At 71.4% G+C, this 26,486-nt stretch carries 24 protein-coding genes and 3 tRNA genes; 16 read left to right on the plus strand and 11 right to left on the minus strand.

The features are described from left to right. Window positions 1-71: 71 nt before the first annotated feature. The 4 genes from IE94_RS0107310 to IE94_RS0107325 all read left to right on the plus strand — a co-directional run bounded on the left by IE94_RS0107310 (window position 72) and on the right by IE94_RS0107325 (window position 2,941). Window positions 72-923, plus strand: coding sequence for a helix-turn-helix domain-containing protein (locus tag IE94_RS0107310; RefSeq protein WP_030179954.1), 852 nt, complete (start codon window positions 72-74; stop codon window positions 921-923). A gap of 8 nt (window positions 924-931) precedes the next feature. Continuing rightward, complete coding sequence (locus IE94_RS0107315) at window positions 932-1,177, plus strand: DUF397 domain-containing protein (RefSeq protein WP_037922098.1); 246 nt, start codon at window positions 932-934, stop codon at window positions 1,175-1,177. Between the two features lie 93 nt (window positions 1,178-1,270). Continuing rightward, window positions 1,271-1,732: a pyridoxamine 5'-phosphate oxidase family protein gene (locus tag IE94_RS0107320; protein ID WP_030179957.1), complete on the plus strand. Its 462-nt coding sequence runs from the start codon at window positions 1,271-1,273 to the stop codon at window positions 1,730-1,732. Window positions 1,733-1,840: 108 nt separating this feature from the next. Beyond that, window positions 1,841-2,941: an LLM class flavin-dependent oxidoreductase gene (locus IE94_RS0107325; protein ID WP_030179959.1), complete on the plus strand. Its 1,101-nt coding sequence runs from the start codon at window positions 1,841-1,843 to the stop codon at window positions 2,939-2,941. On the opposite strand, the gene IE94_RS0107330 is transcribed toward IE94_RS0107325, so the two are convergent. Further along, window positions 2,917-4,818: a putative bifunctional diguanylate cyclase/phosphodiesterase gene (locus IE94_RS0107330; protein WP_030179960.1), complete on the minus strand. Its 1,902-nt coding sequence runs from the start codon at window positions 4,816-4,818 to the stop codon at window positions 2,917-2,919. The two genes, IE94_RS0107325 and IE94_RS0107330, sit on opposite strands and share 25 nt — an antisense overlap. Window positions 4,819-5,101: 283 nt before the next feature. Between IE94_RS0107330 and IE94_RS0107335 the strand changes: the two genes are divergently transcribed. Further along, on the plus strand, window positions 5,102-6,454 hold the full coding sequence (locus IE94_RS0107335; protein WP_106977749.1) for a M6 family metalloprotease domain-containing protein: 1,353 nt from the start codon (window positions 5,102-5,104) through the stop codon (window positions 6,452-6,454). Between the two features lie 188 nt (window positions 6,455-6,642). Here IE94_RS0107335 and IE94_RS0107340 read toward each other — a convergent pair. From IE94_RS0107340 to IE94_RS0107365, 6 genes are all read right to left on the minus strand, one after another. Continuing rightward, window positions 6,643-6,716, minus strand: a tRNA-Lys gene (locus IE94_RS0107340). Beyond that, the gene (locus tag IE94_RS37465; protein ID WP_030179965.1) at window positions 6,707-7,303 is read right to left on the minus strand and encodes a bifunctional DNA primase/polymerase; all 597 of its coding nucleotides are present in this window, start codon (window positions 7,301-7,303) and stop codon (window positions 6,707-6,709) included. Before IE94_RS37465 ends, IE94_RS0107340 begins: the two co-directional genes overlap by 10 nt. A 144-nt stretch (window positions 7,304-7,447) precedes the next feature. Further along, complete coding sequence (locus IE94_RS0107350) at window positions 7,448-7,795, minus strand: hypothetical protein (RefSeq protein ID WP_030179968.1); 348 nt, start codon at window positions 7,793-7,795, stop codon at window positions 7,448-7,450. A 147-nt stretch (window positions 7,796-7,942) separates the two neighbouring features. After that, entirely contained in the window at window positions 7,943-9,499 is a 1,557-nt protein-coding gene (locus IE94_RS0107355) for a pectate lyase family protein (protein ID WP_030179970.1), read from the minus strand. Window positions 9,500-9,890: 391 nt separating this feature from the next. After that, window positions 9,891-10,622, minus strand: a complete 732-nt coding sequence (locus IE94_RS0107360; RefSeq protein ID WP_030179973.1) for a maleate cis-trans isomerase family protein — start codon at window positions 10,620-10,622, stop codon at window positions 9,891-9,893. Beyond that, a complete protein-coding gene (locus IE94_RS0107365) occupies window positions 10,619-11,521 on the minus strand; it encodes a maleate cis-trans isomerase family protein (protein ID WP_030179974.1) in 903 nt (300 codons plus the stop codon). Before IE94_RS0107365 ends, IE94_RS0107360 begins: the two co-directional genes overlap by 4 nt. Window positions 11,522-11,706: 185 nt before the next feature. On the opposite strand from IE94_RS0107365, the gene IE94_RS0107370 reads away from it, so the two are divergent. Together IE94_RS0107370 and IE94_RS0107375 are read left to right on the plus strand one after the other, a co-directional pair. Then, the gene (locus IE94_RS0107370; protein ID WP_030179977.1) at window positions 11,707-12,678 is read left to right on the plus strand and encodes a D-2-hydroxyacid dehydrogenase; all 972 of its coding nucleotides are present in this window, start codon (window positions 11,707-11,709) and stop codon (window positions 12,676-12,678) included. A 36-nt stretch (window positions 12,679-12,714) separates the two neighbouring features. Continuing rightward, window positions 12,715-14,121 carry an amidase gene (locus tag IE94_RS0107375; protein WP_030179980.1) on the plus strand — a complete coding sequence of 469 codons (1,407 nt, stop codon included), beginning with the start codon at window positions 12,715-12,717 and terminating at the stop codon, window positions 14,119-14,121. Here the strand turns inward: IE94_RS0107375 and IE94_RS0107380 are convergent. Beyond that, window positions 14,099-14,596 (minus strand): DUF3830 family protein, encoded by a 498-nt coding sequence (locus tag IE94_RS0107380; protein ID WP_030179982.1) that lies wholly within the window; start codon window positions 14,594-14,596, stop codon window positions 14,099-14,101. The two genes, IE94_RS0107375 and IE94_RS0107380, sit on opposite strands and share 23 nt — an antisense overlap. A 107-nt stretch (window positions 14,597-14,703) precedes the next feature. On the opposite strand from IE94_RS0107380, the gene ehuB reads away from it, so the two are divergent. From ehuB to IE94_RS0107410, 6 genes are all read left to right on the plus strand, one after another. Then, complete coding sequence (gene ehuB / locus IE94_RS0107385) at window positions 14,704-15,633, plus strand: ectoine/hydroxyectoine ABC transporter substrate-binding protein EhuB (RefSeq protein WP_106977751.1); 930 nt, start codon at window positions 14,704-14,706, stop codon at window positions 15,631-15,633. Next, window positions 15,630-16,331, plus strand: coding sequence for an ectoine/hydroxyectoine ABC transporter permease subunit EhuC (ehuC, locus tag IE94_RS0107390; RefSeq protein WP_030179988.1), 702 nt, complete (start codon window positions 15,630-15,632; stop codon window positions 16,329-16,331). The genes ehuB and ehuC overlap by 4 nt, the downstream gene beginning before the upstream one ends. After that, window positions 16,328-16,978: an ectoine/hydroxyectoine ABC transporter permease subunit EhuD gene (gene ehuD / locus IE94_RS0107395; protein WP_030179990.1), complete on the plus strand. Its 651-nt coding sequence runs from the start codon at window positions 16,328-16,330 to the stop codon at window positions 16,976-16,978. The genes ehuC and ehuD overlap by 4 nt, the downstream gene beginning before the upstream one ends. Beyond that, on the plus strand, window positions 16,968-17,753 hold the full coding sequence (gene ehuA / locus IE94_RS0107400; RefSeq protein WP_030179992.1) for an ectoine/hydroxyectoine ABC transporter ATP-binding protein EhuA: 786 nt from the start codon (window positions 16,968-16,970) through the stop codon (window positions 17,751-17,753). The genes ehuD and ehuA overlap by 11 nt, the downstream gene beginning before the upstream one ends. A gap of 181 nt (window positions 17,754-17,934) precedes the next feature. Then, window positions 17,935-18,693 carry an IclR family transcriptional regulator gene (locus tag IE94_RS0107405; RefSeq protein WP_030179995.1) on the plus strand — a complete coding sequence of 253 codons (759 nt, stop codon included), beginning with the start codon at window positions 17,935-17,937 and terminating at the stop codon, window positions 18,691-18,693. A gap of 99 nt (window positions 18,694-18,792) precedes the next feature. Beyond that, window positions 18,793-18,866, plus strand: a tRNA-Lys gene (locus IE94_RS0107410). A gap of 45 nt (window positions 18,867-18,911) precedes the next feature. Here the strand turns inward: IE94_RS0107410 and IE94_RS0107415 are convergent. The 3 genes from IE94_RS0107415 to IE94_RS0107425 all read right to left on the minus strand — a co-directional run bounded on the left by IE94_RS0107415 (window position 18,912) and on the right by IE94_RS0107425 (window position 22,018). Beyond that, window positions 18,912-19,517 (minus strand): lytic polysaccharide monooxygenase auxiliary activity family 9 protein, encoded by a 606-nt coding sequence (locus tag IE94_RS0107415; protein ID WP_030179998.1) that lies wholly within the window; start codon window positions 19,515-19,517, stop codon window positions 18,912-18,914. Between the two features lie 129 nt (window positions 19,518-19,646). After that, window positions 19,647-20,906 (minus strand): SPFH domain-containing protein, encoded by a 1,260-nt coding sequence (locus tag IE94_RS0107420; RefSeq protein WP_245235193.1) that lies wholly within the window; start codon window positions 20,904-20,906, stop codon window positions 19,647-19,649. Window positions 20,907-20,962: 56 nt separating this feature from the next. Then, window positions 20,963-22,018: a peptidoglycan-binding protein gene (locus IE94_RS0107425; protein ID WP_030180011.1), complete on the minus strand. Its 1,056-nt coding sequence runs from the start codon at window positions 22,016-22,018 to the stop codon at window positions 20,963-20,965. A 197-nt stretch (window positions 22,019-22,215) separates the two neighbouring features. On the opposite strand from IE94_RS0107425, the gene IE94_RS0107430 reads away from it, so the two are divergent. From IE94_RS0107430 to glxA, 3 genes are all read left to right on the plus strand, one after another. Next, a tRNA-Lys gene (locus tag IE94_RS0107430) sits at window positions 22,216-22,289 on the plus strand. A gap of 292 nt (window positions 22,290-22,581) precedes the next feature. Next, a complete protein-coding gene (locus IE94_RS0107435) occupies window positions 22,582-24,549 on the plus strand; it encodes a glycosyltransferase family 2 protein (protein ID WP_030180012.1) in 1,968 nt (655 codons plus the stop codon). Beyond that, window positions 24,546-26,483, plus strand: coding sequence for a radical copper oxidase GlxA (gene glxA, locus IE94_RS0107440; RefSeq protein ID WP_030180014.1), 1,938 nt, complete (start codon window positions 24,546-24,548; stop codon window positions 26,481-26,483). Before IE94_RS0107435 ends, glxA begins: the two co-directional genes overlap by 4 nt. The last annotated feature ends 3 nt before the right edge of the window (window positions 26,484-26,486 follow it).

The following is a 26,486-nucleotide window of genomic DNA, read 5'->3' on the forward strand; positions in this document are numbered from 1 at the left end:
TAGCAAGCCGGTCGCGTAATCTGACGCCGAACGAGTAGCTGGGCCAGACGCGTTGAGCAGGGGGCACGAGAATGGGAACCAAACGCGAAGCAACAGCGCGGCAGCTGCGTTTGGCGGTTGAACTTCGCAGGCTGCGCGAGGCGTCAGCCCTCAGCGCCCGCGAAGCGGCGTCCCTCCTCGGCGTCAACTCCGTGCAGATCAGCCAAATCGAATCCGGCACCACCGGTGTGAGCGAACAACGCCTGCGCCGCCTGGCGGCGCACTACGCCTGTACGGACGAAAAGCTGATCAGCGCGTTGGTGGCGATGGCCACAGACAAGACGCGCGGCTGGTGGGAGGAGTACCGAACGCACTTGCCCGCGTCGTTCTTGGACCTGGCGGAGTTGGAGCATCACGCCACGTTCCGCTGGGACGTGGACTTCCTGCACGTCCCCGGGCTCCTACAGATCGAGGACTACTCCCGGGCCCTCTTCTCAAGGCGAGTGCCCGAACTCCTCCAGGACGACCTTGAATTGCGCGTCCGTCACCGGATGCAGCGACGCGAGATCCTCGAAGGCGAGCGACTCATCCCGTACGAAGCACTCGTCCACGAAGCGGCGTTGCGTATCCGAGTCGGTGGTCGCACCACCTCTCGCGCCCAGCTCGCACACATGCTGGAGTTCTCCGAAGCAGAGCACGTGACATTGCGCGTCATCCCCTTCGATCTGGAGGAGTTCGCAGACGTCACAGCCGCGATGGTTTACGCGGGCGGCGACGTCCCACGCCTGGACACCGTGGTGCGCGACGGCCCTCACGGCACGTTGTTCATCGATTCGGAACCACAGCTGGGCGTCTTTCGAACGCTTTTCCGTAGAGTAGAAGCGGTGTCGCTCACCCCCGAGCGTTCGCGTGACTTCATCCACAGGCTGGCAAAGGAACTGTGAGGCTCTCGGTGCCCACCCCCTACAACTGGCGGAAGTCCTCTTACTCCGGCAGCGGCGACGGCAACGCCTGCGTCGAGGTCGCCCTCGACTGGTGGAAGTCCTCCTACTCCGGCGGCGGCGAAGGCAACGCCTGCGTGGAGGTCGCCCTCGACCACCCCCACATAGCCGTCCGCGACTCCAAGGCGCCCACCCGAGCCGTGCTCGCCTTCCCCGCCCCCGCCTTCGCCGCCTTCCTGGCCGCCCTCCGGAGCTGAGGCACGCGGGCCGGGGCGGCCTGGGCTTACACAGCTCGGCCTAGGACCCACGCCCGATGCGCGTCGTGATCGCGGTGCCTAGGGTCGACGTCCATGCAGGCAACGGAGATCACGCGCCGCACCGCGGCGGAGCGCGGGCGCGACGCGCTGGAACGGCTGCGCACGGAGCGCGACGTGTGGGTGTCGACGGCCCACCCCGACCACGGACCGCACCAGGTGCCCCTGTGGTTCCTGTGGGACGGGCGAGCGGTGTGGATGTGCACCGGCGCCTCCTCCGCGACCGCGCGCAACGTGCGCGAGGAGCCGCGCGTACGTCTGTCGCTGCCGGACACCTTCGACGTGGTGTTGCTGCAGGGAGAGGTGGAGGCGTACCCCGCGAGCGAGGTGCCCGACGAGGCCGCGGACGCCTTCGCGGGCAAGTTCGGCTGGGATCCGCGCTCGGAGCAAGGTGACTTCGTCTACCTGCGCGTCGAGCCGACGACGGTGCGGGCCTGGCGCGGCGAGCCGGAACTTCGCGGCCGGGTCATCATGCGCGACGGAGTGTGGCCGGCGTAGCACCACCGGCGCCGACGCGACCTGCGGGGGGAATAACCGGAGACCCCCTCCTGTTACGTCGCGAAGCGACCCGCGTACGAACACGTCGAGCACAGGAGGCACCCCACCATGCCCGCAGACGCCGCAGAGGAGATCCGGGGCACCGCCCACGGCAGCGCTCCCGTCCCGCTCTCCGTACTGGACCTGGTGACCGTCGGGGCCGGTCGGACCGCCACCGACGCGCTGCGGACCGGCGTGGACATCGTGCGGCTCGCCGAGGCCCGCGGTTTCCAGCGGTACTGGGTCGCCGAGCACCACTCCATGCCCGGCGTCGCCTCCTCCTCCCCCGCGGTGATCCTGGCCCACCTGGCGGCCCACACCGACCGCATCCGGCTCGGGTCCGGCGGCGTCATGCTGCCCAACCACGCGCCGCTCGTCATCGCCGAGCAGTTCGGGACGCTGGAGGCGATGGCACCCGGACGCATCGACCTCGGTCTCGGCCGGGCGCCCGGCACGGACGGGGCCACCGCCGCCGCCCTGCGCCGCACCGACCGGCTGAACGAGGGCGCCGACGACTTCCCGCAGCAGCTCGCCGAGCTGATCCGCTTCCTGGACGACGACTTCCCGGATGGCCACCCCTACGCCCGTATCCACGCCGTCCCGGGCCCCGTGCAGGCCACCTCGCCCGGGGGCGTGCAGTCGGCGCACCGGCCGCCGGTGTGGCTGCTCGGTTCCTCCGGGTTCAGCGCGCGGCTGGCCGGCACCCTCGGGCTGCCGTTCGCCTTCGCGCACCACTTCTCGGCGCAGAACACGATCCCGGCGCTGGACCTGTACCGCGAGTCCTTCCGCCCGTCCGCCGTCCTGGACGCGCCCTACGCCCTCATCGGCGTCTCCGCGCTCGCCACCGACGACGAGAAGGAGGCCCGCAGGCATGTGCTGGCGGCCGCGCTGAACATGGTCCGGCTGCGCACCGGGCGCCCGGGGCTGGTGCCGACGCCCGAGGAGGCGGAGGCGTACGTCTTCAGCCCGATGGAGGAGGACTTCGTCCGGACCTGGAACGCCAACGTCATCCACGGCACCGCAGACGAGGTGCGGGCCGGCCTGGACGACCTGCACAAGCGCACCGGCGCCGACGAGCTGATGCTCACCGCCAACGCCCACGGCGGCGACGTGCGCCTGCGCTCCTACGAGCTGATCGCCGACGCCTACGGGTTGCCGACGCCGGCCTGAACCCCGGCGGGGCCGCCGGGTCCCGCGTGGCCCAGCAGCGCGGAGATGCGGTCCGGTGCCACCGGCCGGGAGTAGAGCCAGCCCTGGCCGGTGTCGCAGCCGATGCGGCGCAGCCGCATCGCCTGGTCCGAGGTCTCCACGCACTCCGCGGTGACGGTCAGGCCGAGGCGGTGGGCGAGCTGGACCATCGCCTCGACGATGACCTCGTCGGCGGGGTTGGCCACCTCGCCGGGCCCCGCCTCGGACACGGCCGCGTACTGGAAACCCCGGACGAACGCGCCGTCCAGCTTCAGCACCGAGACCGGCAGCCGGCTGAGGTAGGCCAGGTTCGAGTAGCCGGTGCCGAAGTCGTCGATGGCGATGCGCACGCCCATCTCGCTGAGCGCCTTCAGGACCTGGAGCGGACGCCCCGCCGAGCCCATCACGGCCGACTCCGTCAGCTCCAGCTGGAGCAGGTGGGGGGCGAGGCCCGTCTCCTCCAGGGTGCGGGCCACGTCCGCGACGAGGTCGGAGTCCCAGACCTGGCGGACCGCCACGTTGACGCTGACGAAGATCGGCGGCTCGTCCGGGTGGGCCAGCTGCCAGCGGCGGGCCTGGTGGCAGGCGGTGCGCAGGATCCAGCGGCCGAGGGGAACGATCGAGCCGTCCTCCTCCGCCAGTGCGATGAACCGATTCGGCGCCAGTACGCCGAACTGAGGATGATTCCAGCGGATGAGCGCCTCGACGCCCCGCACCCGGCCGTCCGCCATGCCGACCAGCGGCTGGTACTCCAGGGCGAACTCGCCGCGTTCGATGGCCGGGCGGAGGGTGGCGGCCAGCGCCTGCCGCGTCATGCGGGTGGCGTTGCGCTCGGGGTCGAAGAGCGTCCAGCGGGCCCGGCCGTCGGCCTTGGCCCAGTACAGGGTCGTGTCGGCCGCCTGCATCAGGGCCGTGGGGGTGGTGCCCGCCGTGTGGCGTTCGACGACGCCGACCGAGGCGGTGACCGACAGCCGGCGGTCGGACAGCTCGAAGGGCGGCTGGAGGGCCGCCAGGACCGCCCCGGCCAGGTCGGCGAGCTGGTCGGTGCCGGTGGAGTCCTCCACCAGCAGGGCGAACTCGTCACCGCCGAGCCGGGCCACCAGGGGCGCGCCGGAGCGGGGGTGGGCGGCCTCCTCCGCGCACCTGGTCAGCCGTTCGGCCACGGCGGCGAGCAGCCGGTCGCCGACGCGGTGGCCGTGGGTGTCGTTGACGGCCTTGAAGCCGTCCAGGTCCAGGTAGCACACGCCGATCCGGCCGGTGCCGCCGTTCTCGTACGACTCCGCCTCCAGCGCGGCGGTCAGGCGTTCGAAGAACAGGGCGCGGTTGGGCAGCCGGGTGACGGGGTCGTGCATCTGGAGGTGGCGCAGCCGGGCCTGGAGTTCGCGCCGGGCGCTGACGTCGGCGACGGAGAGCAGCAGGCCGCCCGGAATGTCCCCGTCCCCTGAGGCCCCGGACTCCCCGGAGTCGGCCAGGGGCTCGACCGTCACCTGCGCCCACAGAAAGTGCCCGTCGGCCCGCTTCAGCCGTCTGGTGCAGCGCAGCCGGGGCCGGTGCCCGCGCAGCACCTCGCGGTAGGCGTGCCAGGTGCCGGCGTCGGAGGCGAGGTCGACGAGGTCGGCCGCCACGCTGCCGGCCAGCGCGGCCGGGTCGGTGCCGAGCAGGGTGCCCAGGGTGTCGTTGGCGCTCACGACCAGGCCCTCGGCGTCGACGACGGCCATGGCGAGCGGGGCCGCGGTGAACACCGATCGGTAGGTCGGCGGCCCCGTACGCCCGGTACGAGGAGCCAGATCGCCATCACTGTCTGTGACGGTCAGGCCGAGGTCTGTCGCGGACGCCGGCCCTTCGGAGGTTCCGTTCACCGCTCGCTCCCGCAGTGCCTCGATCTCTGTTCGTGCTCTGTTCGTGCAGGAAAGTGTGCCGATCATAGAGGCTGACACCGGACCCTTCCAGCCGCCGTCCCGCGTGACGGACCGAGCGGCCCTCTGACCGATCGTTTCTGCTCACTGCTGGCCGGGTCCATCGCGCCTCCGACCAGTTGTGACGTTCCGTGAGTGTCTTCGCGGTGCCGGCCGGGAGAACTCCAGCGAGATCCCGGCCGGCTCACCCATCCGGTGCAGGCGAACAGGGCGCAATACGACAATCATGCACAAGCTGGGTGCGGTGTCCCGTCAACCGCGTCCGGAGGTCCCTGTGCCGCGCCAGCTCCCCCTGAGGCGATCTCCCCGGGAGGCGGGCACGGCACGGGTGACCCGGACCAGGCTGCGCAGCACTGCCGCGGTGTGCACCACGATGTCGGCGCTCGCCGCGACCTCCCTGATCACCGCACCCTCGGTCGCCGAGCCCTTCTCCCCGGAGCCCTGCGCGCTCCAGCGCACCGACGTGCACCACTCCGAGGGCCTGGACACCTGGAACGCCGCCTACCCGCGGCCCGCCCGCACCCTGGACGCGGTGATGGTGTTCCTGTCCTTCCCCGACTCCCAGCCGCTGACGTCACCGGCGGAACTGGCCGCCGACCACTTCCCCGCCACCGGCGACTTCTTCCGGCGCGCCTCCTACGGCGCCTTCACGCTCCGCCCGCACCCGCTGCGGGACTGGATCCGGATGCCGAGCCCGTCGACGTCGTACGCCATACGGCGCGACTGGGGCCCGGAGCACCGGGCCGCCTACCTGCGCGACGCGCTGGCCGCGGCCGACCGGTACGTCGACTTCTCCCGGTACGACGTCGTCTACTTCGTCGCGGACCCGGACGCGCCCGGGGTGGACTCGGACGCCACGAAGGTCGTCAACCTGGACACCCCGATGCGGGCCGACGGCACCGACATCCGGCGGGTCGTCACGGTCTTCGAGAACCATCCGCCGGACCGGCTGGTCCTGGCCCACGAGACGGGGCACGTCTTCGACCTGCCCGACCTGTACCACCGGCCGGTGGACGGCAAGGGCGACTGGGACACGCACGTCGGCGACTGGGACCTGATGGGCAGCCAGTTCGGCCTCTCCCCCGACCTGCTCGGCTGGCACAAGTGGAAGCTGGGCTGGCTGCAACCCCGGCAGGTGGTCTGCGTACGGGGCAGCGAACCGACGAGGCTGACGCTGGAGCCGCTGGGGGCGGGGCCCGGGGTGGTGGTGACCGGCGCCGCCGGCGCACCGGCCTTCGGCCTCGGGCGGGGCACGAAGCTGGCGGTGGTGCGCACCGGCGCGGGCAGCGCACTCGCCTTCGAGGTGCGCACGCCGGTCGGCAACGACGCGCTCTCCTGCCGGGCGGGGGTGCTGGTCTACCGGGTACACAGCGGGGCGGAGTCGGGCGGCGGGCCGGTGGAGGTGGTCGACGCCCACCCGGACACCGAGGCCTGCTGGGCGGACTCGGTCTACCCCCCGCTCGCCGACGCCCCGGTGGCCCTGGGCGAGAGCTTCACGGTGCCGGGCGAGGGCGTACGGGTGAAGGTGGAGGACCGCACGGTGTCGGGCGCCTGGACCGTACAGATCACCCCCGCCTGAGCCCCCGTCCCCGGCCCACCGACGCCGGGCGACCGAGCACCCCCGGCCCCGGGCGACCGAACACCCCCGGCCCACCGCGCATGGGGGCGTGGGTGGCGAAGCCCCCACAACGCGCGGCGAAGCCGCGCAAAAACAACGATGGCGAGGAGGTTCGCGCTTTCCGCGAACACGCCTCGCCATCGCCAACGTGCGCCGCCAGGGACTCGAACCCCGGACCCGCTGATTAAGAGTCAGCTGCTCTAACCAACTGAGCTAGCGGCGCCTGCTGACGTCGTAGACCTTAGCACCCTGGTCGGCGGGAGGAAAAATCGAAATCCGCACCGCCGCGCGGGTCGCCCGCACGACCGCCCAGAGCAGGATCTCCGGGCCGGGCAGCCACGGCTGGCGGGTGTCCGGGGCGACCAGCCAGCGGGATCCCGAGCGCGGCGGCGCACCCGCGGGGGCCGGTACGGTCACCGCGTCCCCGGCGCCGTGGCACAGCAGCGGCGGCGCCTCGCCCGTACGCCCGCCCGCACGGCCGCGGGCGCTCCACTCCTCCCAGTCGAGCAGCGAGGGCAGGCGCTGGGCGGTGCCCGGGGCGGCGAACAGCAGCATCCGGCCGCGGAACTCCGCCACCGGACCCGAACCGGGGCCGTCCTCCCACAGCCGGTCCAGCATCCGGCGGCCGAAGATCGCGGGCGCGCTCACCACGTCGAAGACGGAGCCGCAGGGCAGGACGACCGGGGCGTCGGGCCGCTCCCGCCAGAGCGAGAGCGTGCTGCGCGGGTACGCGCCCGCCGAGGCCAGCCAGGCGGCGCCGTCCGAGGTGACGTCCGAGACGTGGGGCGTGGCGTTGCGTGTGCTGCTCATGCCGACCATGTCTACCCGGCGTCAGGAGTCCGCTCCGGCGGGTTACGGGAAACCGGGACACGGCGGCCGGGAGGGGAGTATCTTGCCCAGCCTCCTGGCATATGCGCCCCGGCTACCCGGGCGCCGGGCCGGTCGGCTCCCGGTTCACTCGGCCGGTTCGCCGCGCATCAGGTCCCGTCCGAACTCGACCATCTTCTTGGCGTAGTCCTCGGTCCACTCGGCGCGCTCGGCGATGTCGGCGGTGGTCAGCCGGTCGAACCGCCTCGGATCGGCCAGCTGGGCCGCGGCGATCGCCTGGAACTCCATCGCCCGGTCCGCCGCCGCGCGGAACGCCTGGGTCAGCTCGGTGGCCCGCTCCAGCAGGGCGCGGGGGTCGTCGGTCGACTCGAGGTCGAAGAAGTGCTCGGGATCGGCGGCCGCCTCCGTCGGCTCGAAGAGCAGGGGCGCGGGGCGTAGCCGCGGTTCGTGCCGACGCGGCGTGGGCTCCGCCATGTCTTCTCCTCCTCGTACGGAACGACGGCCCGTCCCCGTGCGGGGCCCTCCGATGGAGTGGGCCACCGTCCATTGTCCCGCGCCCGCGCAAGAGGGCGGGGCGTGCCCGGAACCGCGATCCGGTCACCCCCCGCCCGTCGGGCCGCGTCAGCCCGCGTACGTCTCGAACTCGGCGATCCTCGGGGTGCCCGAGGCGCCGGTGATCTGGAAGGTGATCTTCTCCAGCGAGACCGGGGAGAAGCCGATCACGCCCGCGCCGCTGCCGGAGGCCAGGACGGCGCCGGTGGCGTGGTCGAGGACGCGGTAGGAGCCGATGGCGCCCTGGGAGCCGGCCGCCTCCCTGATGTTGATCTTGGAGACCGTGGTGGCGGAGGACCACTTCACGGAGATGGAACCGGTGGTGCCGGCCGGGGACCAGTACGTGGCGAGGTCACCGTCGCGCACGTTGCCGTAGCTGGTGCCGCTCGCCTTGGACGAGCCGTCCGCGCCCGCCGTGAGGCTCAGGTTGGTCCCGCTCGGCGGATCGGTCGGGTCCGGGTCCGTCGGGTCGGGGTCGGTCGGGTCCGGGTCGGTGGGGTCGGTGGGGTCCGGGCTCTGCGGCGTGCAGCTGCCGTCCGACACCTTCAGGCCCTTGTTCGCGCCCGCCGTGGCGCTCACGACGGACGGCACGCAGGAGGCGGCGTCGAGGGTGAAGGAGTACGGGACGGACACCGTGGTGTTGGACTTCGGGTCGGGGCCGGCCGGGTTGTTGTCCTCGCCGGGCTCGGACCAGGTGACGTTGTCGTAGATGTTGCCGCTGACCTGCCAGGTGCCGGCCTGGTCGGTGTAGAAGGTGCCGAGGACGTCCTTGGAGTCCTCGAAGTAGTTGTTGTCCACCTTGGCCTTGGCACCGGCCCGGGAGTTGATGCCGGACTCGTTCAGGCTCTTGTAGTGGTTGTTGTACATGTGGGCGATCCCGCCGCGCAGCAGGGGCGTGCGGGAGTCGATGTTCTCGTACAGGTTGTGGTGGAAGGTGATGTAGCCGTTGGAGCGGTCGCTCTCGCTGGACCCGATCAGCCCGCCGCGGCCGGAGTTGCGCAGGACGCTGTAGGACAGGGTCACGTACTGGGTGTTGTCCTTCATGTCGAAGAGGCCGTCGTAGCCCTCCGACTCCCCGCCGGAGGCCTCCAGCGTGGAGTGGTCGACCCAGACGTTGCGGACGTCGCTCTCCATGCCGATGGCGTCGCCGCCGTTGGAGGTGGGCGAGCCGGACTTCTTGACGTTCCGTACGGTCACGTTCTGGATGACGATGTTGCTGGAGTCCCGGATGTGGATGCCCAGCTGGTCGAAGACGGCACCGCCGCCGACCCCGACGATCGTGATGTTGCTGACCTGCTTGAGCTCGATCTTGTCGGCCGCGGTGCTGCAGCTGTCGCCCGAGACCTGGCTGGTGTTGCCGTGGTTGACGGTGCCCTCGACCTCGATGGTGATCGGGGTGCTGCTGCTGGCCCGGCCGCACAGGGCCTGGTGGATCGCGGTGCCGGTGGTGGCCCGCACGGTCTGCCCGCCCGCACCGCCGGTCGTGCCGCCGTTCTGGGTCGCGTAGCCGGTGGCGCCGCCGGCCGCTGCCGCCGCCTCGGGCATCGTCAGCACCACACCGGCCGCGGCCGCGAGGGCCAGTGTGCCCAGTGCCGCTTGGAGTCGCAGCGCGACTGGTCGTCTCATCCTCGGTCTCCCCATTCGCCTTCACATGCCGGAACGAACATCATGGCGTGACCATGTCAATCACACACTGTCGGAAAGCGCTTTCTCGGCGTGAGAATAGGGGTGGGTTTGAGAGCTGACAAGGGTTCGGACGCGATACCGCCGTTTCGTATTCACGACCCACGTCCATCTACATGAACGACTGCCGCTCGACGTGCACCCCGAGCGGAGCTGCGGTACGATCATCTTGCCTGATCACGGGGACCAACTCCCCGCAACGGGCACTGCGTTGGTGGTCCAAGGAAAGACGCCCCACTTCCCGTGGGGAAATGCAGGTGCAAGGCCTGCCCAGCGCTCGACGAGAACCCCGGCCCGCACCCGCGGACCGGGGTTCTTCCGTGTCACGCCCCTCTCAAACCTGCACCACCGGCTCCCGCGTGAACAGCGCGCCCAGCTCCGGTGCGTTGACCCGGCGGTCGGCCAGCCGCAGGCCCTCCCAGACGGTGACCTGGTTCGCGGTGAGGACCGGCTTGCCCAGCTCCTTCTCCAGGGCCGGGACGTGGGCCGCGGTGTGCAGGGCGGTGTCCGGGAGGAGCACCGCCTCGGCGTCCGGGCGGTCGGCGGCTCGGGCCAGCGCCAGCACCTCCTGCTCGGTCCAGGTGCCGACCTCCGCCGCCGTGACGACGCCCGAGCCGACCACGTCGGCCACCTCGATGCCGGCGGCGCCGAGGAAGTCCGCGAAGAGCCGCGCCACGTCGTCCGGGTAGGTCGCGCCGATGGAGACCCGGCGCACGCCGATCTCCTTCGCCGCGTGCACGAAGGCGAAGGAGGTCGACGAGGCCGGCAGGCCCGCCGCCCGGGCCAGGGCGCGCACCTGTTCGTGGGCGCCGTCCCAGCCGTGCACGAAGCTGCCGCTGGTGCAGGCCCACACCACGGCGTCGGCGCCGGCCAGCCGCAGCTCGGCCACGCCCGCCTCCAGCCGCCGCGGCGAGCCCATCTCCAGGAGTGCGTCCACCCGGTGGGCGTCCTCGCCGATGTCCGTGTGCACCAGGTCCACCCGGATGTCGCTGCCCAGGAGCTGCTCGATGCGTGGATAGTCGTCCTCGCCGGAGTGGCCCGGGTACAGGAATCCCAGTGCTGTCATGTCCACCCTTCCTGCTGCTGTTCCGTGTCCGGGCCGTCACCGACGCCCGGCATGTCCGCCGCCGCGGGCCCGACCGGGCCCGCCACCGCGGGGTCGACGGGACCAGCCGGTCCCACCACCGCGGGACCGGCCGCACCCGTCGCCGCGGGGCCGGTGCGCGCGGCCGGATCGGTCAGCGCCTGGTACGGCCCCATCGCAGGGGTACCCAGTCGGCGCAGCGCGGCCCACATCGTCACTTGGTTGGCCGAGATCACCGGGATCCGCAGCTCCGCCTCCGGCTGCGGGATGACGTCGTAGGTGGGGAGGTTGGTGCAGGAGATGAACAGGGCGTCCGCCGCTCCCGGCGCGGGCAGGGCCCGGCGTGCCATGTCGGCCACGTCGCGGTACGGGACCTTCCAGATGTGCCGGGTCAGCCCCATGAAGGCGCAGCCGGTGACGGCCACGCCGGCCTCGGCGACGTACGCCTCCAGCGCCCGGGTCACGGACACGGTGTACGGCGTCACCAGCGCGACCCGGCGTACGCCCAGCTCGGTCAGCGCGTCGAGCAGGGCGCCGGACGTGGTGACGGACGGGACGGCGTCGGCCCAGGTCATCGCCTCGCACCTGGCGTGCTCCCCGGCGGTGCCGCCGACGAAGCTGCCCGAGGTGCAGGCGTAGGCGACGACCTCGGGCGCGATGGCGTTGAGGGTGCGCACCGCCTCGCCGAGGGTCTCGTGCTCGCTGACCATCCGGGCGAGGTCCGGACTGACCTCGACGGGCACGTAGGGGGTCCGCGTCATGTGGAGCGACACGTCGTCGGGCACCCATCGCCACAGCTCGCGATCGAGTGCGAAGTCGAACGGGGCGACCACGCCGACCCCGCGTTGCGGAGCCGGTCCGCCGAGAAAGGAGATGTCCATGGCACGCACCGGCCTCACACTGAGGAAGGAGCGGGCAACGCACCGTTGCGCAAGGCCGTGTTGACGAAGGTAGGTTCCGGTGCGAGCGTGGTCAGTCCACTCGCATCACTCCCAGGTCAACAGCCGGTTAACTTCCGCGTCACCACCCGAACCGCCCCGCTTCCCCGACCGGAGACAGGCCGCCGATGACCACGCCCCCATCCGCCTCCGCCGCCCCGCCGACCCTCCTGGTCCTGGACGCCGAGCCGCCGCCCCGGCTGGGCCGGCTGACCGGCCGGGCCCGGATCGAGCACACCGACGCGGCGACGCTGGCCGAGCGGCTGCCGCGCGCCGACGTCCTGCTGGTGTGGGACTTCACCTCGCACGCGGTGCGCGAGGCCTGGCCCGGCGGCGGCCCGCGCCCGCGCTGGGTGCACACGGCGAGCGCCGGGGTGGACCATCTGATGTGCCCGGAGCTGGCCGAGTCGGACACCGTGGTGACCAACGCGCGCGGGGTCTTCGACCGGCCGATCGCCGAGTACGTCGCCGCACTCGTCCTGGCGATGGCCAAGGACCTGCCCACGACGCTGCGTCTTCAGGGCGAGCGGACCTGGCGGCACCGCGAGTCGACACGGGTGGCCGGAACACGCGCCTGCGTGGTGGGCTCCGGCCCGATCGGCCGGGCCGTCGTCAGCACCCTGGAGGCGCTCGGCATCACCACCGCGCTGGTCGGCCGGACCGCGCGCCCCGGTGTGCACGGGCCCCAGGAGCTGGACCGGCTGCTGGCCGGGGCCGACTGGGTGGTGGCGGCGGCGCCCCTGACCGACGACACGCGCGGCATGTTCGACGCCCGGCGGTTCGCTCTGATGCGGCCCTCCGCCCGGTTCGTGAACGTGGGGCGCGGCCGGCTGGTCGTCGAGGACGACCTGGTCGAGGCGCTGACCTCGCGCCGGATCGCGGGCGCCGCGCTGGACGTGCTGAGCCACGAGCCGCTCGCGCCGGACAGCGCGCTGTGGGAGGTGCCGGGGCTGATCGTCTCGCCGCACATGAGCGGGGACACGATCGGCTGGCGGGACGAACTGGGCGCGCAGTTCGTGGAGTTGTTCGAGAGCTGGGCGGCGGGCGGACCGCTGGCCAACGTGGTCGACAAGAAGCGTGGATACGTGCCCGGACACTGACGTCGCCGACGTCCGAGACCCGCGGGAGGGTGCCCCATGACCGACCTCACCGAGCTGACCGCCGTACAGCTCGTCGACGGCTACCGCAAGGGGGCGTTCAGCCCCGTGGAGGCGACCCGGGCGGTCCTGGAGCGGGCCGAGCGGATCCAGCCGGAGGTGAACGCGTTCGTCCGGCTGACCGGCGAGGAGGCGCTGGACCGGGCCCGGCGGGCCGAGGAGCGGTGGCGCCGCGGGGAGCCGTGCGGGCTCGTGGACGGGGTGCCGGTCACGGTGAAGGACATCCTGCTGACGCGCGGCCAGCCGACCCTGCGCGGCTCCCGGGCCGTGGCTCCGGACGGCCCCTGGGAGGAGGACGCGCCGTCCGTGGCACGGCTGCGCGAGCACGGCGCGGTCTTCGTCGGCAGGACCACGACGCCGGAGTTCGGCTGGAAGGGCGTGACGGACTCGCCCCTGTCCGGCGTGACGCGCAACCCGCACGACCCCTCCCGTACCGCGGGCGGTTCCAGCGGGGGCGCCGCGGCGGCCGTGGCGCTCGGGGCGGGGCCGCTGGCGCTGGGCACGGACGGCGGCGGCAGCGTGCGCATCCCGGCCTCTTTCTGCGGCGTCTTCGGCCTGAAACCGACGTACGGCCGGGTGCCGCTGTACCCGGCGAGCGCGTTCGGCACGCTCGCGCACGTGGGTCCGATGACCCGGGACGCGGCGGACGCGGCGCTGATGCTGGACGTGGTCGGCACCCCGGACGCCCGGGACTGGTCGGCGCTGGGTCCGGCCGCCGGGTCGTACACCGAGGCCCTGTCGGGCGGGGTGCGGGGGCTGCGGGTGGCGTACTCGCCCTCGCTGGGCGGGCAGGTGGCGGTGCGTCCGGCGGTGGCCGGGGCGGTCCGGCGGGCGGTGGAGCGGCTGGCGGGGCTCGGCGCGTACGTGACGGAGGCCGACCCCGACTTCACGGACCCGGTGGACGCCTTCCACACGCTGTGGTTCAGCGGCGCGGCGCGGATCGCGCAGCACCTGCGGGCGGGGCAGCGGGAGCTGCTGGACCCGGGCCTGCGGGAGATCGTCGGGGCGGGGGCGCGGTACTCGGCGCTGGACTATCTGGCGGCGGTGGACGTCCGGATGGAGCTGGGGCGGCGGATGGGCCTCTTCCACCAGCGGTACGACCTGCTGGTGACGCCCACGCTGCCGATCACGGCGTTCGAGGCGGGGGTGGAGGTGCCGAAGGGGTCCGGGTACCGGCGGTGGACGGGGTGGACGCCGTTCACGTATCCGTTCAACATGACGCAGCAGCCGGCGGCCACCGTGCCGGTGGGCGTGGACGGGGACGGGTTGCCCGTGGGGGTGCAGATCGTCGCGGCGCGGCACCGGGACGATCTGGTGTTGCGGGCGGCGCACGCGCTGTACGAGGCGGGGGCCGCTGGAGCGGTCACCCCGCCCTGCGGAAGCTGAGCGTCTCCCCCGCCGCCCCCGTGCGCCACAGGTCGTTGCAGGCCTCCGCCATGGCTTCCAGGCCCTCGGTGATGCGGCCCCAGACGGTGCCCGGGACCCAGCCGACGTCGCCGTTGAGGAGGAGGTTGTTGCGCTCGTAGAAGAGGGCGAGGTCGACGAGGGTGGTACCGGGGCGGACCTCGCGGTCGCAGCCGTACGCCTTCGTGCCCAACTCGGCACCCGCGAAGGCGAAATAGCACAGGTCGCCGGGAATGGGCGTGACCGTCGGATTCTCCAGCGGTGGTTCGGATGCCGCGAAGGGCAGGAAAAGGGCGTAGATCTCATTACGGGCGTATTTGGCGTGGTACACGTCGCCGCCGAGGGGGAGCGCGTCCCAGACGGCCGCGCAGGTGATCGGGGCCCGGTCGTCGAGCAGGTGGGCCGTGCAGGCGATTCCGCGCTTGACCAGCGAGACTTCGATGTAGCGATCAGCCATGCCCTCCATGGCAGTGCCCCGCGGCCCCGCGGTCAAGGTTGCCGGGCCGGGACATCGGACTGAAAAAGATCGGCATAACCCGTCCCCCTTCGGGTAGCTGCGCGCCCATGGCTCCACCACACAGAACCCCACCAGGGGGTATATCCGACCAGAGGTCCAGGACAGCCGGGCCCACGCGCCGGTCGCTGCTCGCGGGGGTCGCGGCGCTCGGCGCGCTGGGGGCGGCCGGCTGCTCGCGGGTGGCCACGGCGTCCGACGTCGAAGGCGGCGACCTGCTCGACCGGCTGCGGGCCCAGGGCGTGGCCCGGCTCGGCATCGCGGGTGAGGTCCCCTTCGGCTACATCGACAAGAACGGCGAGCTGACCGGTGAGGCCCCGGAGCTGGCGAAGGTCGTCTTCAAGCGGCTCGGGGTGGACCGGGTGCAGCCCGTGCCGACGGAGTTCGGCTCCCTCATCCCGGGCCTGGCGTCGCAGCAGTTCGACGTCGTGGCGGCCGGGATGTACATCAACCCCGAACGCTGCGAACAGGTCATCTTCTCCGACCCCGACTACCAGATGCTCGACGCGTACATCGTCCGCAAGGGCAACCCGCTCGGGCTGCACGACTACCGGGACGTCGTGAAGAAGAAGGCCAGGTTCGCGACCGGCACCGGATACGCCGAGATCGCCTACGCGGTGGAGCACGGGTACAAGGAGGACGACATCCTGATCGTCCCCGACCAGGTGGCCGGACTCAACGCCGTCGAGTCCGGGCGCGTGGACGTCTTCGCGGGGACCGCGCTGACCGTCCGCGACGTGGTGAAGAAGTCGGGCAAGGCCGAGGCGACCGAGGCCTTCGCCCCGCTCGTCGACGGCAAACCGCACGTCGACGGCGGCGGCTTCGCCTTCCGTCCGGACGAGACCAACCTGCGGGACGCCTTCAACGTCGAGTTGCAGAAGCTCAAGAAGAGCGGCGAACTGCTGCGCATCCTCAAGCCCTTCGGTTTCACCCAGAACGAGATGACCGATCTGACCGCGAAGGAGCTCTGCGGCGGATGACCTCGGGACTGTGGGAACTCGTACTCCAGGGCGTCTGGGTCACCATCCAGCTGCTCTTCTTCAGCTCGCTGCTGGCGACGGCCGTCTCCTTCGTGGTCGGCATCGCGCGCACCCACCGGCTGTGGATCGTCCGCTTCCTCGCGGGCTTCTACACCGAGGTGTTCCGCGGGACCTCCGCGCTGGTGATGATCTTCTGGGTCTTCTTCGTACTGCCCCCGGCCTTCGGCTGGCAGCTGGTGCCGATGTGGGCGGGCACGCTGGCGCTCGGCCTGACCTACGGGGCGTACGGCTCCGAGATCGTGCGCGGCGCGCTCGGCGCGGTCGACCCGGCGCAGAAGGAGGGCGGCATCGCGCTCAGCTTCACGCCCTGGCAGCGGATGAAGCTGATCCTGCTGCCGCAGGCGGTGCCGGAGATGATCCCGCCCTTCTCCAACCTGCTGATCGAGCTGCTCAAGGGCACCGCCCTGGTGTCGATCATGGGCATGGGCGACCTGGCCTTCAGCGCCAACCTGGTGCGCCTGGCGCTTCAGGAGAGCGCGGAGATCTACACGTACGTCCTGCTCATCTACTTCGTGATCGCGTTCCTGCTCACGCGGGTGATGCGCGGCCTGGAGAAGAAGCTGAAGGCGGGCGTCGGCAAGGCGCCGCAGAAGAAGACGGCGGCCGTGCCGGTGCCCGAGGGAAGTGGTGTGTCGTGACATGGGACTGGAGCGCGGTCTCCGACTTCCTGCCGCACTTCTGGGACGGCCTGCTGGTCACCCTGCAGATCCTGGTGCTCGGCTCGCTGGTCTCCTTCGGCGTCGGCCTGGTGTGGGCGCTGCTGATGCGGGTGCCGAGCCGCTGGGTGACCTGGCCGGTCGGTGCGGTCACCGAGTTCGTCCGCAACACCCCGCTGCTGGTGCAGCTGTTCTTCCTCTTCTACGTGCTGCCCGAGTGGGACATCACCTTCTCGGCGCTCACCACCGGTGTGGTCGCCATCGGGCTGCACTACTCGACGTACACGATGCAGGTCTACCGGGCCGGCATCGAGGGGGTGCCGGTCGGCCAGTGGGAGGCCGCGACGGCGCTGAACCTGCCGGTGCGGCGGACCTGGACGGCGGTCATCCTGCCGCAGGCGATCCGCCGGGTGACCCCCGCCCTCGGCAACTACGTGATCTCCATGCTGAAGGACACGCCGCTGCTGATGGCGATCACGGTGCTGGAGATGCTCGGCGAGGCACGGCTGTTCTCGCAGCAGAACTTCCAGTTCACCGAGCCCCTGACGGTGATCGGCGTGGCCTTCATCGTCATCTCCTACCTGGCCTCCCTTGCCCTGCGAGCCCTGGAGCGACGCCTTGCCCACTGACACTCTCCCCAACCCCGAGAAGAGCCCCGCGCGCAGCTCCGGCGAGCTGATACGCCTGGAGCAGGTCACCAAGCGGTTCGGGGACAACACCGTCCTCGACCACCTGGACTTCTCCGTCGACGCCGGCAAGCACGTCACCCTGATCGGTCCCTCCGGTTCGGGCAAGACGACGATCCTCAGGCTGCTGATGACGCTCCTCAAGCCCGACGAGGGCACGATCACCGTGGACGGGCAGAAGCTCTTCCCGGCGACGGAGAAGGAGCGGCGCGAGGTCCGCAAGCAGATCGGGATGGTGTTCCAGCAGTTCAACCTGTTCCCGAACATGAGCGTCCTGCGCAACATCACCGAGGCGCCGGTCACGGTGCTCGGGATGCCCAAGGACGAGGCGGTGGAGCGGGCCAGGGGCCTGCTCGACATGGTGGGCCTGGCCGACAAGTGCGACGCCCGGCCGGCCCAGCTCTCCGGCGGCCAGCAGCAGCGGGTGGCGATCGCCCGGGCGCTGGCGATGCGGCCGAAGGTGCTGCTGCTCGACGAGGTGACCTCGGCGCTCGACCCGGAGCTGGTCGCGGGCGTCCTGGACCTGCTGCGGGACATCGCCCGCAGCACGGACATCACCATGCTCTGCGTGACCCACGAGATGAACTTCGCCCGGGACATCTCGGACCAGGTCCTGATGTTCGACTCGGGCCGGGTCATCGAGGCCGGAGCGCCGGAGAAGATCTTCAGCGAGCCGGAGCACGACCGGACGCGGGAGTTTCTCAGCGCGGTCCTGTAATTGCGCGGCGCGCCTGCCCCAACGTCCGAGGTCGCGAAGCTGGGGCAGGCTTCCGGCATATGCCGGTGAGCTTGCGCCGCAGATGGGGGCCCCGGAATCCGGTCAACACCCCCTCACCGGGGGCCCCTTGGCGGCTATCGTGAACGCAGGGATGCACCAGCGAGCGCAGGGGGAGACCACCGTGGCGCTGCAGCACAAGCCGACCGCGCCGCACCACTCGGCCCAGGACGCCCTGCGCGTCCTGGAGACGGTGGCGCGGCACACCGCCGGTGTCACGGACACCGAGATCGGCCGCGGGAGCGGCCTCGACCGGGAGCGGCTGACCACGCTCCTGGGCATGCTGCGCCGCGAGGGCTACGTCGAGCAGACCGCCGACGGGGCGTACGTCACCGGGGAGGCGCTGGCCCGCCTCGGCTCGGCCCACGGCCGCGAGCAGGCCCTGCGCGAGAAGCTCCAGCGCACCCTGGACCGGCTGCGCGACTCGGTGGGCGCCGCCGTCTACATCAGCCGGTACGTCGACGGAGAGGTCAGCGTCACCCAGTACGCCGACGGCCCGACCACGCCCCGGGTGAACGAGTGGGTGGACTTCCGCGTCTCGGCGCACGCCACGGCGGTGGGCAAGTCCCTGCTGACCCAGCTGGACCACGCGGGCCGCCGCGACCACCTGTCCCGGCACCGGATGGCCCGCCTGACCTCGCGCACGATCACCAGCGACAAGCTGCTGCTGTCCCGGCTGGAGTCGCAGCCGGCCACCGTGCCCGTCCTCGACCTCCAGGAGTACGCGGTGGGCACGGTCTGCGCGGCCGTGCCGATCACCGCCGGTTCCGCCGTGGGCTGCCTGGCCCTGTCGCTCCCGGTCGAGCACGCGCACCGGCTGCGCCGGGCCGCGGACGAGCTGAACCGGAGCGCGGCACCGGTGCTGCTCTCGCTGGCGATCTAGGGCGTTTGGCGGCCGGTGAGGCACTGGTCACGAGCACTGCTCGGGAGCGGGTAGTATTTTCGTCGTCGCCGACCGCGGAGAGCGGACGGCGGGAGTCATGCGCCGCTAGCTCAGTTGGTTAGAGCAGCTGACTCTTAATCAGCGGGTCCGGGGTTCGAGTCCCTGGCGGCGCACAGAAGGAAGAGCCCCCTCGCCGAGCGAGGGGGCTCTTGCGCTGTTCAGAAGGTGACGTCCGAGCACGCGTAGAACGCGTTGCCGGTGTCGTGGACCGTCCACACCGCGAGGATCACGTGGTGCCCGCTCAGCCCGGACGGCAGCGTGCCGCTGTGGGAGAGGGTGGCCGGGGGCTGCTGGCCCCCGTAGGGCACCGTGAAGAACGGGGTGAGGTTGAGGTCGGACCGGGACAGGTTGTGGCTCTGGTTCCAGCCCGGCTTGGTGACGTAGTACTTGAAGTCGGTCGTGGCGTGCCGGGCGGTGAACTGCCAGCGGAAGGTGTAGCTCTGCCCGCCGTTCACCTTGGTGGTGGGCCACGCCTGGCCGTTCGGCTGCTTGGGGCTGTCGAGCGCGGCGAACGACCCGTTGCCCGCGGAACAGATCTTCCCGTCGGCCGGCCCGGAGGCCGGGAAGCCCTTGGGCCCCTCGACGCTCTGCGGCTCCCACTGGATGGCGCCGCACCCGCCGACCGTGCCGTTCTGGCACACCTTCTGCCGGCTGACCGGCAGGTCGGTGTAGCCGTGACCGCTGGCGCCGCCGGACGAGAGCACGAGGGCTCCGGTGGTCGCCATGCCCAGCGCCGCGGCGTACAACTTGGTCCTTGTGCGCATACTGCTGCTCCCTGTGACGTGTGGGGAAGTTCAGTGAGCCGTGCAGGTCTAGACCAAGTTCAGATTATTGCCGGTAGTTGAACATGTCCATACCAAAGGCGGAACCCGCCGCCCGTCCGCGGCGGCGGGTCAGGCCCCCGTGTCCCCGCGCCCCGCGCAGAACGCCACCGTCAGGTCCTTGACCAGTACCTTGCGTTCGTAGTCGTCCAGTTCGACCAGTCCGCGCATGGTCAGCCGGGTCACCGTGTCCTCCACCGAGTCCACGACCGAGGTGAGCACGCTCGCCCGCTGCGCCGCGTCCAGCGCGGCGATCCGGCGCCGGTGCATCGCCGCGGCGACCTCGGGGGCGTACTCCACCCGGACCGGGCGCACCGAGAACACCTCCAGGCCGACCGGCGCCGCGTCCGCCGCCACCAGCCGGGTCAGCGTGTCGCCGGCCACGTCCGCCGAGCTGCGGACCGTGCCGAGCGGCTCCACCGGGACCCGGGCCAGCGCCGCCTCGACGCACTCGCGCAGATAGGTCTCGTGGTCCTCGACGCCCAGCGTGGCCTTCGCGGTGTCCCGCACCCGCCACACCACCAGCGTCACCACCCTGAGCGCCACCCCGTTGCCGTCGGCGGCGGGCATCGGCTCGCTGCGCCAGTGCCGCAGCCGCACGTCCACGCGGCGGCGCAGCAGCAGCGGGTTCACCCACATCAGACCGGTGCGCCGCACCGTCCCCCGGTAGCGGCCGAACAGGCCGAGCACCCAGGCCCGTCCGGTCCGGCCCCGGGCCAGCCCGCCGAACCCGAACATCCCCAGCGCCCCCGCCGCCGCGTACGCCGCCCACTGCGCGGGGCCGAGCCCGGCGCCCGCGTACGCCGGCAGCCCGAGCGCCTGGGCCGCGAGCGGTGGGACGAGCCCGGCCCACCAGGAGGTGGCCGCGCACCCGGCCGCCCCGCACAGACCGGCGGCCACGCCCGCGGCGCCGGGCAGCACCCTGGCAGGACGTTCCGTCAGCTCCGGGTCCACCTGCGGTGCGGGCCGCGGTCGCGCGACGACGGGGCGCCGTGTGCTCGGCCGCTCTCCCGACCGCTCCCCGGCCCCCTGCCGCCGCGCGACGACCGCGGGCCGCAGCGGCACCGCCGCCGGGTCGGGGTCGTCGCGGAACAGCAGGTGGACCGGGATCTCGGTAGTGGCCTCGTTGTGGATGAGCCGGGCGGACCGCGGACCGGTCGCCGCCCCCGCCGCGGGCTGGTCCGGCGCCGGCACGGGTGCCGGAGCGGGGGCCGGTGCCGCGCTCCGGAGATCCGTGGCCGGTGCGGCCGGTGCGACCGACGCGGCCGATACGGCTGATGCCGTGGACGCGGCCGATGCCGTGGACGTCGTGGATGTCGTGTTCGTACTCATGCGTGCTCCAGCCTCCGCGCCAGACGCGTCATGAACGGGTGATCACCCCGGTGCGGTCAGGAGAAGAGCCGCCGCCAGGTCTCCGGGCCCGGGTGGCCGTCCGCCGCTCCGCCGCGCCAGCCCTGGGCGCGCTGGAAGGCCTGGACGCCCCGCCGGTCCGCCTCGCCCCAGCGCGGACCCGGGCCCTTCGTGTAGTGCGCGCCGAACCCCTTCTTCACCAGCTGCCTGCCGAGCCGGGTGACGTACGGGTTGTCCGCGCCCGGCGCGAACATCGCCCGTCCGGGGTATCCGGCCGTCTGGTGGGAGGAGGGGCCGCCCGCGGCCACGGGCGCCTCCTCCTCGGCGCCCGCCGTGCCCGCCTTGGCCGCCGTGACCCCCTTGTAGCGGTACGGCAGGTACTTGGCGGAGTTGTTCCAGTAGGCGTAGGGCGTGTCGAGTCTGCGGGTGTGCGGCGGGGTCTGCTCGTACGCCGTGTAGGCGGTGTGCGTGCCGTCCGTCCAGCCGCCGAAGATCACCACGTGGGAGCCCTCCTGGGGGTCGGCCGCGTTGTGGAAGAGCAGGATGTCGCCGGGCTGGAGCTCCTCCTTGGTGATGCGGTCGGCGACGGTGGCGAGGCTTCCGGTCCATTCGTTGGCGGGTAGCTTCCAGGCCATCGACACGAAGCCCGAGCAGTCCTGCCGGTAACCGTCGGACCAGTAGGCGGTCATGCTGTACGGGACCTTCGCGGCCACCCAGGTCGCGGCCCGCTCGATGATCTCCGTACGGGTGATGCCGGCCAGCTCCGCACCGGCCGGGGGCACCGCGGGCCGGCCGGTCGCACCGTGCAGCGGGGCCCGGGGCCCCTGGGGGGTGCCGGGCTCGTCACCGGCGGGGACGCCCGGGCGCTCGGGGGCGTGGGCGGCCGCGGGGAGCGCCGCCGCCTGCCCGGCGCCGAGGGCGGACACGGCGGTGGCGGAAGCGGCGGCGGTGGCCACGACCAGCGCGCGGTACGCCGCCGGATGGGCGAGCGCGCGACCGGCCGGGGCATGCGGCAGGACGCGCCGCCAGTGGCGGCAGCCCGAGCAGTCGCAGTCGCTCGCGGGCTCGATCTCCTCGAATACGGGAGTCTCCATGCGATTCCCCTCACACTCCCGGTGGGCAGGTCCGCGACGGTGCGCTTCGGTACATGTCGGTCAGTTTCGCAACTGTCCACATCACGCGCATGTTGACGGTCCGAATGATGTACCCGGCCGGGGCGGCCGGCGGGCGGGCGCCGCCGGCGTGGTCCGGAGCACCGGTCGGCGTCGGGTAGAGTTGTGCAGGTCAGCAGGCGCCGCTAGCTCAGTTGGTTAGAGCAGCTGACTCTTAATCAGCGGGTCCGGGGTTCGAGTCCCTGGCGGCGCACCGACGATCGAAGGCCCTCCGTACCACACGGGGGGCCTTCGGTGTGTCCGGTGCCGGGACGTCTTGCGATCATGACGAACGCCGTAGAACCCTGGTCCGGTTGGGGCCGGGCGCCGGGGGGATGCCGAGGGGGGCATCATGCAACCGGGGGTCGCCATTCCATGTCTATATAAGGTGTGGATGCCGTGGTGACAGTGACCCACCACTGTGACGGCCGTGACGGTCGAGGGGGACCGGAGCAGGCGAAGGAAGCGACGAAACACGCATGACCCGCGTGTGGGGGGAATGACTCATGACGTCGACGCCGACGGGCGCCGGGCCGGACCACGACCCGTCCCAGACCACCCAGCTCAGGGTGCCCGGGCAGCGGAACTGGAACACCGGTTCGTTCCGCCGGATAAAGAAGACGCTCCCGAAGTACGACTACGAGCACTACAGCCGCCTCGCGGGCCCCCTCACCCAGCCCGATCCGAACCGGCCGTACCGGGTGCAGTACCGCTCGCTGATCTCGCAGGAACCGCACCGCATCCGGGTCGCCCTGATGCTGGCCGCCGCGCCGCTGCTGTCGGTGGTGCTGCTGGTCTGGCTGCTCCAGCCCGAGCACTGGACGGAGCGCGACTACCCCGCCTTCTCCTGGCTGCCCGCGCTCGACATCGTGATGCTCGTCGCGATCGGCCTGATCGAGCTGTTCCGCTGTCTCAACGTGCTGTCGAACGCGCACGCCACCCTGGTCGCCCGCGACCCGGTCCCGGTGGTGCCCGAGACCGGCACCCGGGTCGCCTTCCTCACCTCCTTCGTGCCCGGCAAGGAGCCGCTGGAGATGGTGACGAGGACCCTGGAGGCGGCCGTGAAGATCCGCCACCGCGGCCCGATGCACGTCTGGCTCCTCGACGAGGGCGACGACCCGGAGGTGAAGGAGGTGTGCGCGCGCCTGGGCGTGCACCACTTCTCCCGCAAGGGCGTCGCACACTGGAACCAGGCGAAGGGCCCGCACCGCGCCAAGACCAAGCACGGCAACTACAACGCCTGGCTGGAGGCGCACGGCGACGACTACGACTTCTTCGCCTCCGTCGACACCGACCACGTGCCGCTGCCCAACTACCTGGAGCGGATGCTCGGCTTCTTCCGCGACCCGGACGTCGGCTTCGTCATCGGCCCGCAGGTCTACGGCAACTACGACAACCCGATCACCAAGGCCGCCGAGTCGCAGCAGTTCCTCTTCCACGCGCTGATCCAGCGCGCCGGCAACCGCTACGGCGGTCCGATGTTCGTCGGCACCTCCAACGCGGTGCGCATCAGGGCGCTCAAGCAGATCGGCGGCCTGTACGACTCGATCACCGAGGACATGGCGACCGGGTTCGAGATGCACCGCCACAAGAACCCGGCCACCGGCCGCAAGTGGCGCTCGGTCTACACCCCGGACGTGCTCGCGGTCGGCGAGGGCCCGAACGCCTGGACGGACTTCTTCACCCAGCAGATGCGCTGGTCGCGAGGGACGTACGAGACGATCCTCAAGCAGTACTGGAAGGGCTGGTACTCGCTGCCGCCGAGCAAGCTCTTCAACTACACGATGATGATCATCTTCTACCCGATGTCGGCCCTGAACTGGATCCTGGCGGCGCTGAGCTGCTGCCTGTTCCTGGGCCTGGGCGCATCCGGCGTCAACATCGACCCGACGGTCTGGCTGATGCTCTACGGCAACGCCTCCGCGCTCCAGATCGGCCTGTACGTCTGGAACCGGCGCCACAACGTCTCCCCGCACGAGCCGGAGGGCTCCGGCGGTGTGGCCGGCATGATCATGTCCGCGCTGTCGGCGCCGCTGTACGCGAAGGCGCTCATCGACTCCCTGCTGCGCCGCAAGAGCAAGTTCGTGGTGACCCCGAAGGGCGACTCGGCCAGCCCGGACACCCTCTTCGGCACCTTCCGCTACCACTGGTACTTCATCGTGATCTTCGCCGGCTCGATCACCGCCGGCCTCGTCCTCGGTCACGCGCACCCCGCGATGGTCATCTGGGCGACCTTCGCGCTGCTGATCACCGCGTCGCCGATGTTCGCCTGGCGCCACGAGCTGAGGAAGGCGAAGAAGCGACCGCCGGTCGCGGCGGCGGAGCCCGCGCCGTGGGTCCCGTCGCAGCAGCCGCACGCACGACACGCGGCGCACGCACCGCGGCAGAGGCCCGACTGGGCCGCCTCCGCCGACGGGGGCGACGACCAGACCATGCAGATCGCCCTTGGTGGACTTGGGGGACGTAAGGAATGAAAGACCGTGCCGGCCGCCGCCGCGCCCGTCGCTTCGCGATAGGTACGGCGGTGGTAGTAGCGCTGGCCGGGATGAACGGGCCGTGGCTCTACCGCTTCGGAACCGAGAAATACCACCAGTACAAGATCAACCAGCCGGAGTACAAGGCCGCCAACGGCAAGTGGGAGATCGTCGAGTTTCCCGAGAAGTACCGGCAGAACACCATCCACGCGGCACTGCTGCGCACCGGCAAGGTGCTGCTGGTCGCCGGGTCCGGCAACAACCAGGACAACTCCGACGCCAAGCAGTACGACACCCGGATCTGGGACCCCGTCAAGGGCACCGTCAAGAAGGTGCCGACGCCCACCGACCTGTTCTGCACCGGGCACACGCAGCTCGCCAACGGCAACCTGCTGATCGCGGGCGGCACCAGGCGGTACGAGAAGCTCAAGGGCGACGTCACCAAGGCCGGCGGCCTGATGGTCGTCCACAACGAGAACCCGGACAAGCCGATCACCCTCCCGGCGGGCACCCGGTTCACCGGCAGGGAGAACGGCAAGACCTTCGTCTCCAAGGACCCCGTGCTGGTGCCGCGCGCGAAGAAGGTCTTCGACCCGGCGACCGGCGCGTTCGTCCGCAACGACCCGGGCCTCGGCCGGATCTACGTCGAGGCGCAGCGAAGCGGCAGCACGTACGAGACGGGCACGGAGGACAACTACCGCATCCAGGGCCTGTCGGGTGCCGACGCCCGCAACACCTACGGCATCGCGCAGAAGCTCGCCCTCGACAAGAAGGACTTCCAGGGCATCCGGGACGCCTTCGAGTTCGACCCGGTCGCCGAGAAGTACATCAAGGTCGACCCGATGCACGAGGCCCGCTGGTACCCGACGCTCACCACCCTGAGCGACGGCAGGGTCCTCAGCGTCTCCGGCCTCGACGAAATCGGCCAGCTGGTCCCGGGCAAGAACGAGGTCTACGACCCGCGGACCAAGGAGTGGACCTACACCGACAAGGTCCGCCAGTTCCCGACGTACCCGGCGCTGTTCCTGATGCAGAACGGCAAGATCTTCTACTCGGGCGCGAACGCCGGGTACGGACCCGACGACATGGGCCGCACCCCGGGCGTCTGGGACGTGGAGACCAACAAGTTCACCAAGGTCCCCGGCATGAGCGACGCGAACATGCTGGAGACGGCGAACACGGTGCTGCTGCCGCCCGCGCAGGACGAGAAGTACATGGTGATCGGCGGCGGCGGGGTCGGCGAGTCCAAGCTGTCCAGCGAGAAGACCCGGATCGCCGACCTCAAGGCGGACGACCCGAAGTTCGTGGACGGGCCGTCACTGGAGAAGGGCACGCGCTATCCGCAGGCCTCGGTCCTGCCCGACGACAGCGTGCTGGTCTCCGGCGGCTCGCAGGACTACCGGGGCCGCGGCGACTCCAACATCCTTGAGGCCCGGCTCTACCACCCGGACACCAACGCCTTCGAACGGGTCGCCGATCCGCTGGTGGGGCGCAACTACCACTCCGGTTCGATCCTGCTGCCCGACGGGCGCCTGATGTTCTTCGGCTCGGACTCGCTCTACGCCGACAAGGCCAACACCAAGCCGGGCAGGTTCGAGCAGCGCGTGGAGATCTACACGCCGCCGTACCTGTACCGGGACGCGCGGCCGGACCTGTCCGGCGGTCCGCAGACCATCGCGCGCGGCCAGTCGGGCACGTTCACGTCCCGGACGGCGTCGGCGGTCAGGAAGGTGCGGCTGATCCGGCCGAGCGCGTCGACCCATGTCACGGACGTGGACCAGCGGTCCATCGCGCTGGACTTCAAGGCGGACGGGGACAAGCTGACGGTGACGGTGCCGGAGGGGAAGAACCTGGTGCAGTCGGGGTGGTACATGATGTTCGTGACGGACGGGGAGGGGACTCCGAGCAAGGCGGAGTGGGTGCGGGTGCCGTAGCAT

The sequence above is a fragment of the Streptomyces violaceorubidus genome (assembly GCF_000717995.1).
Lineage (GTDB): Bacteria > Actinomycetota > Actinomycetes > Streptomycetales > Streptomycetaceae > Streptomyces > Streptomyces violaceorubidus.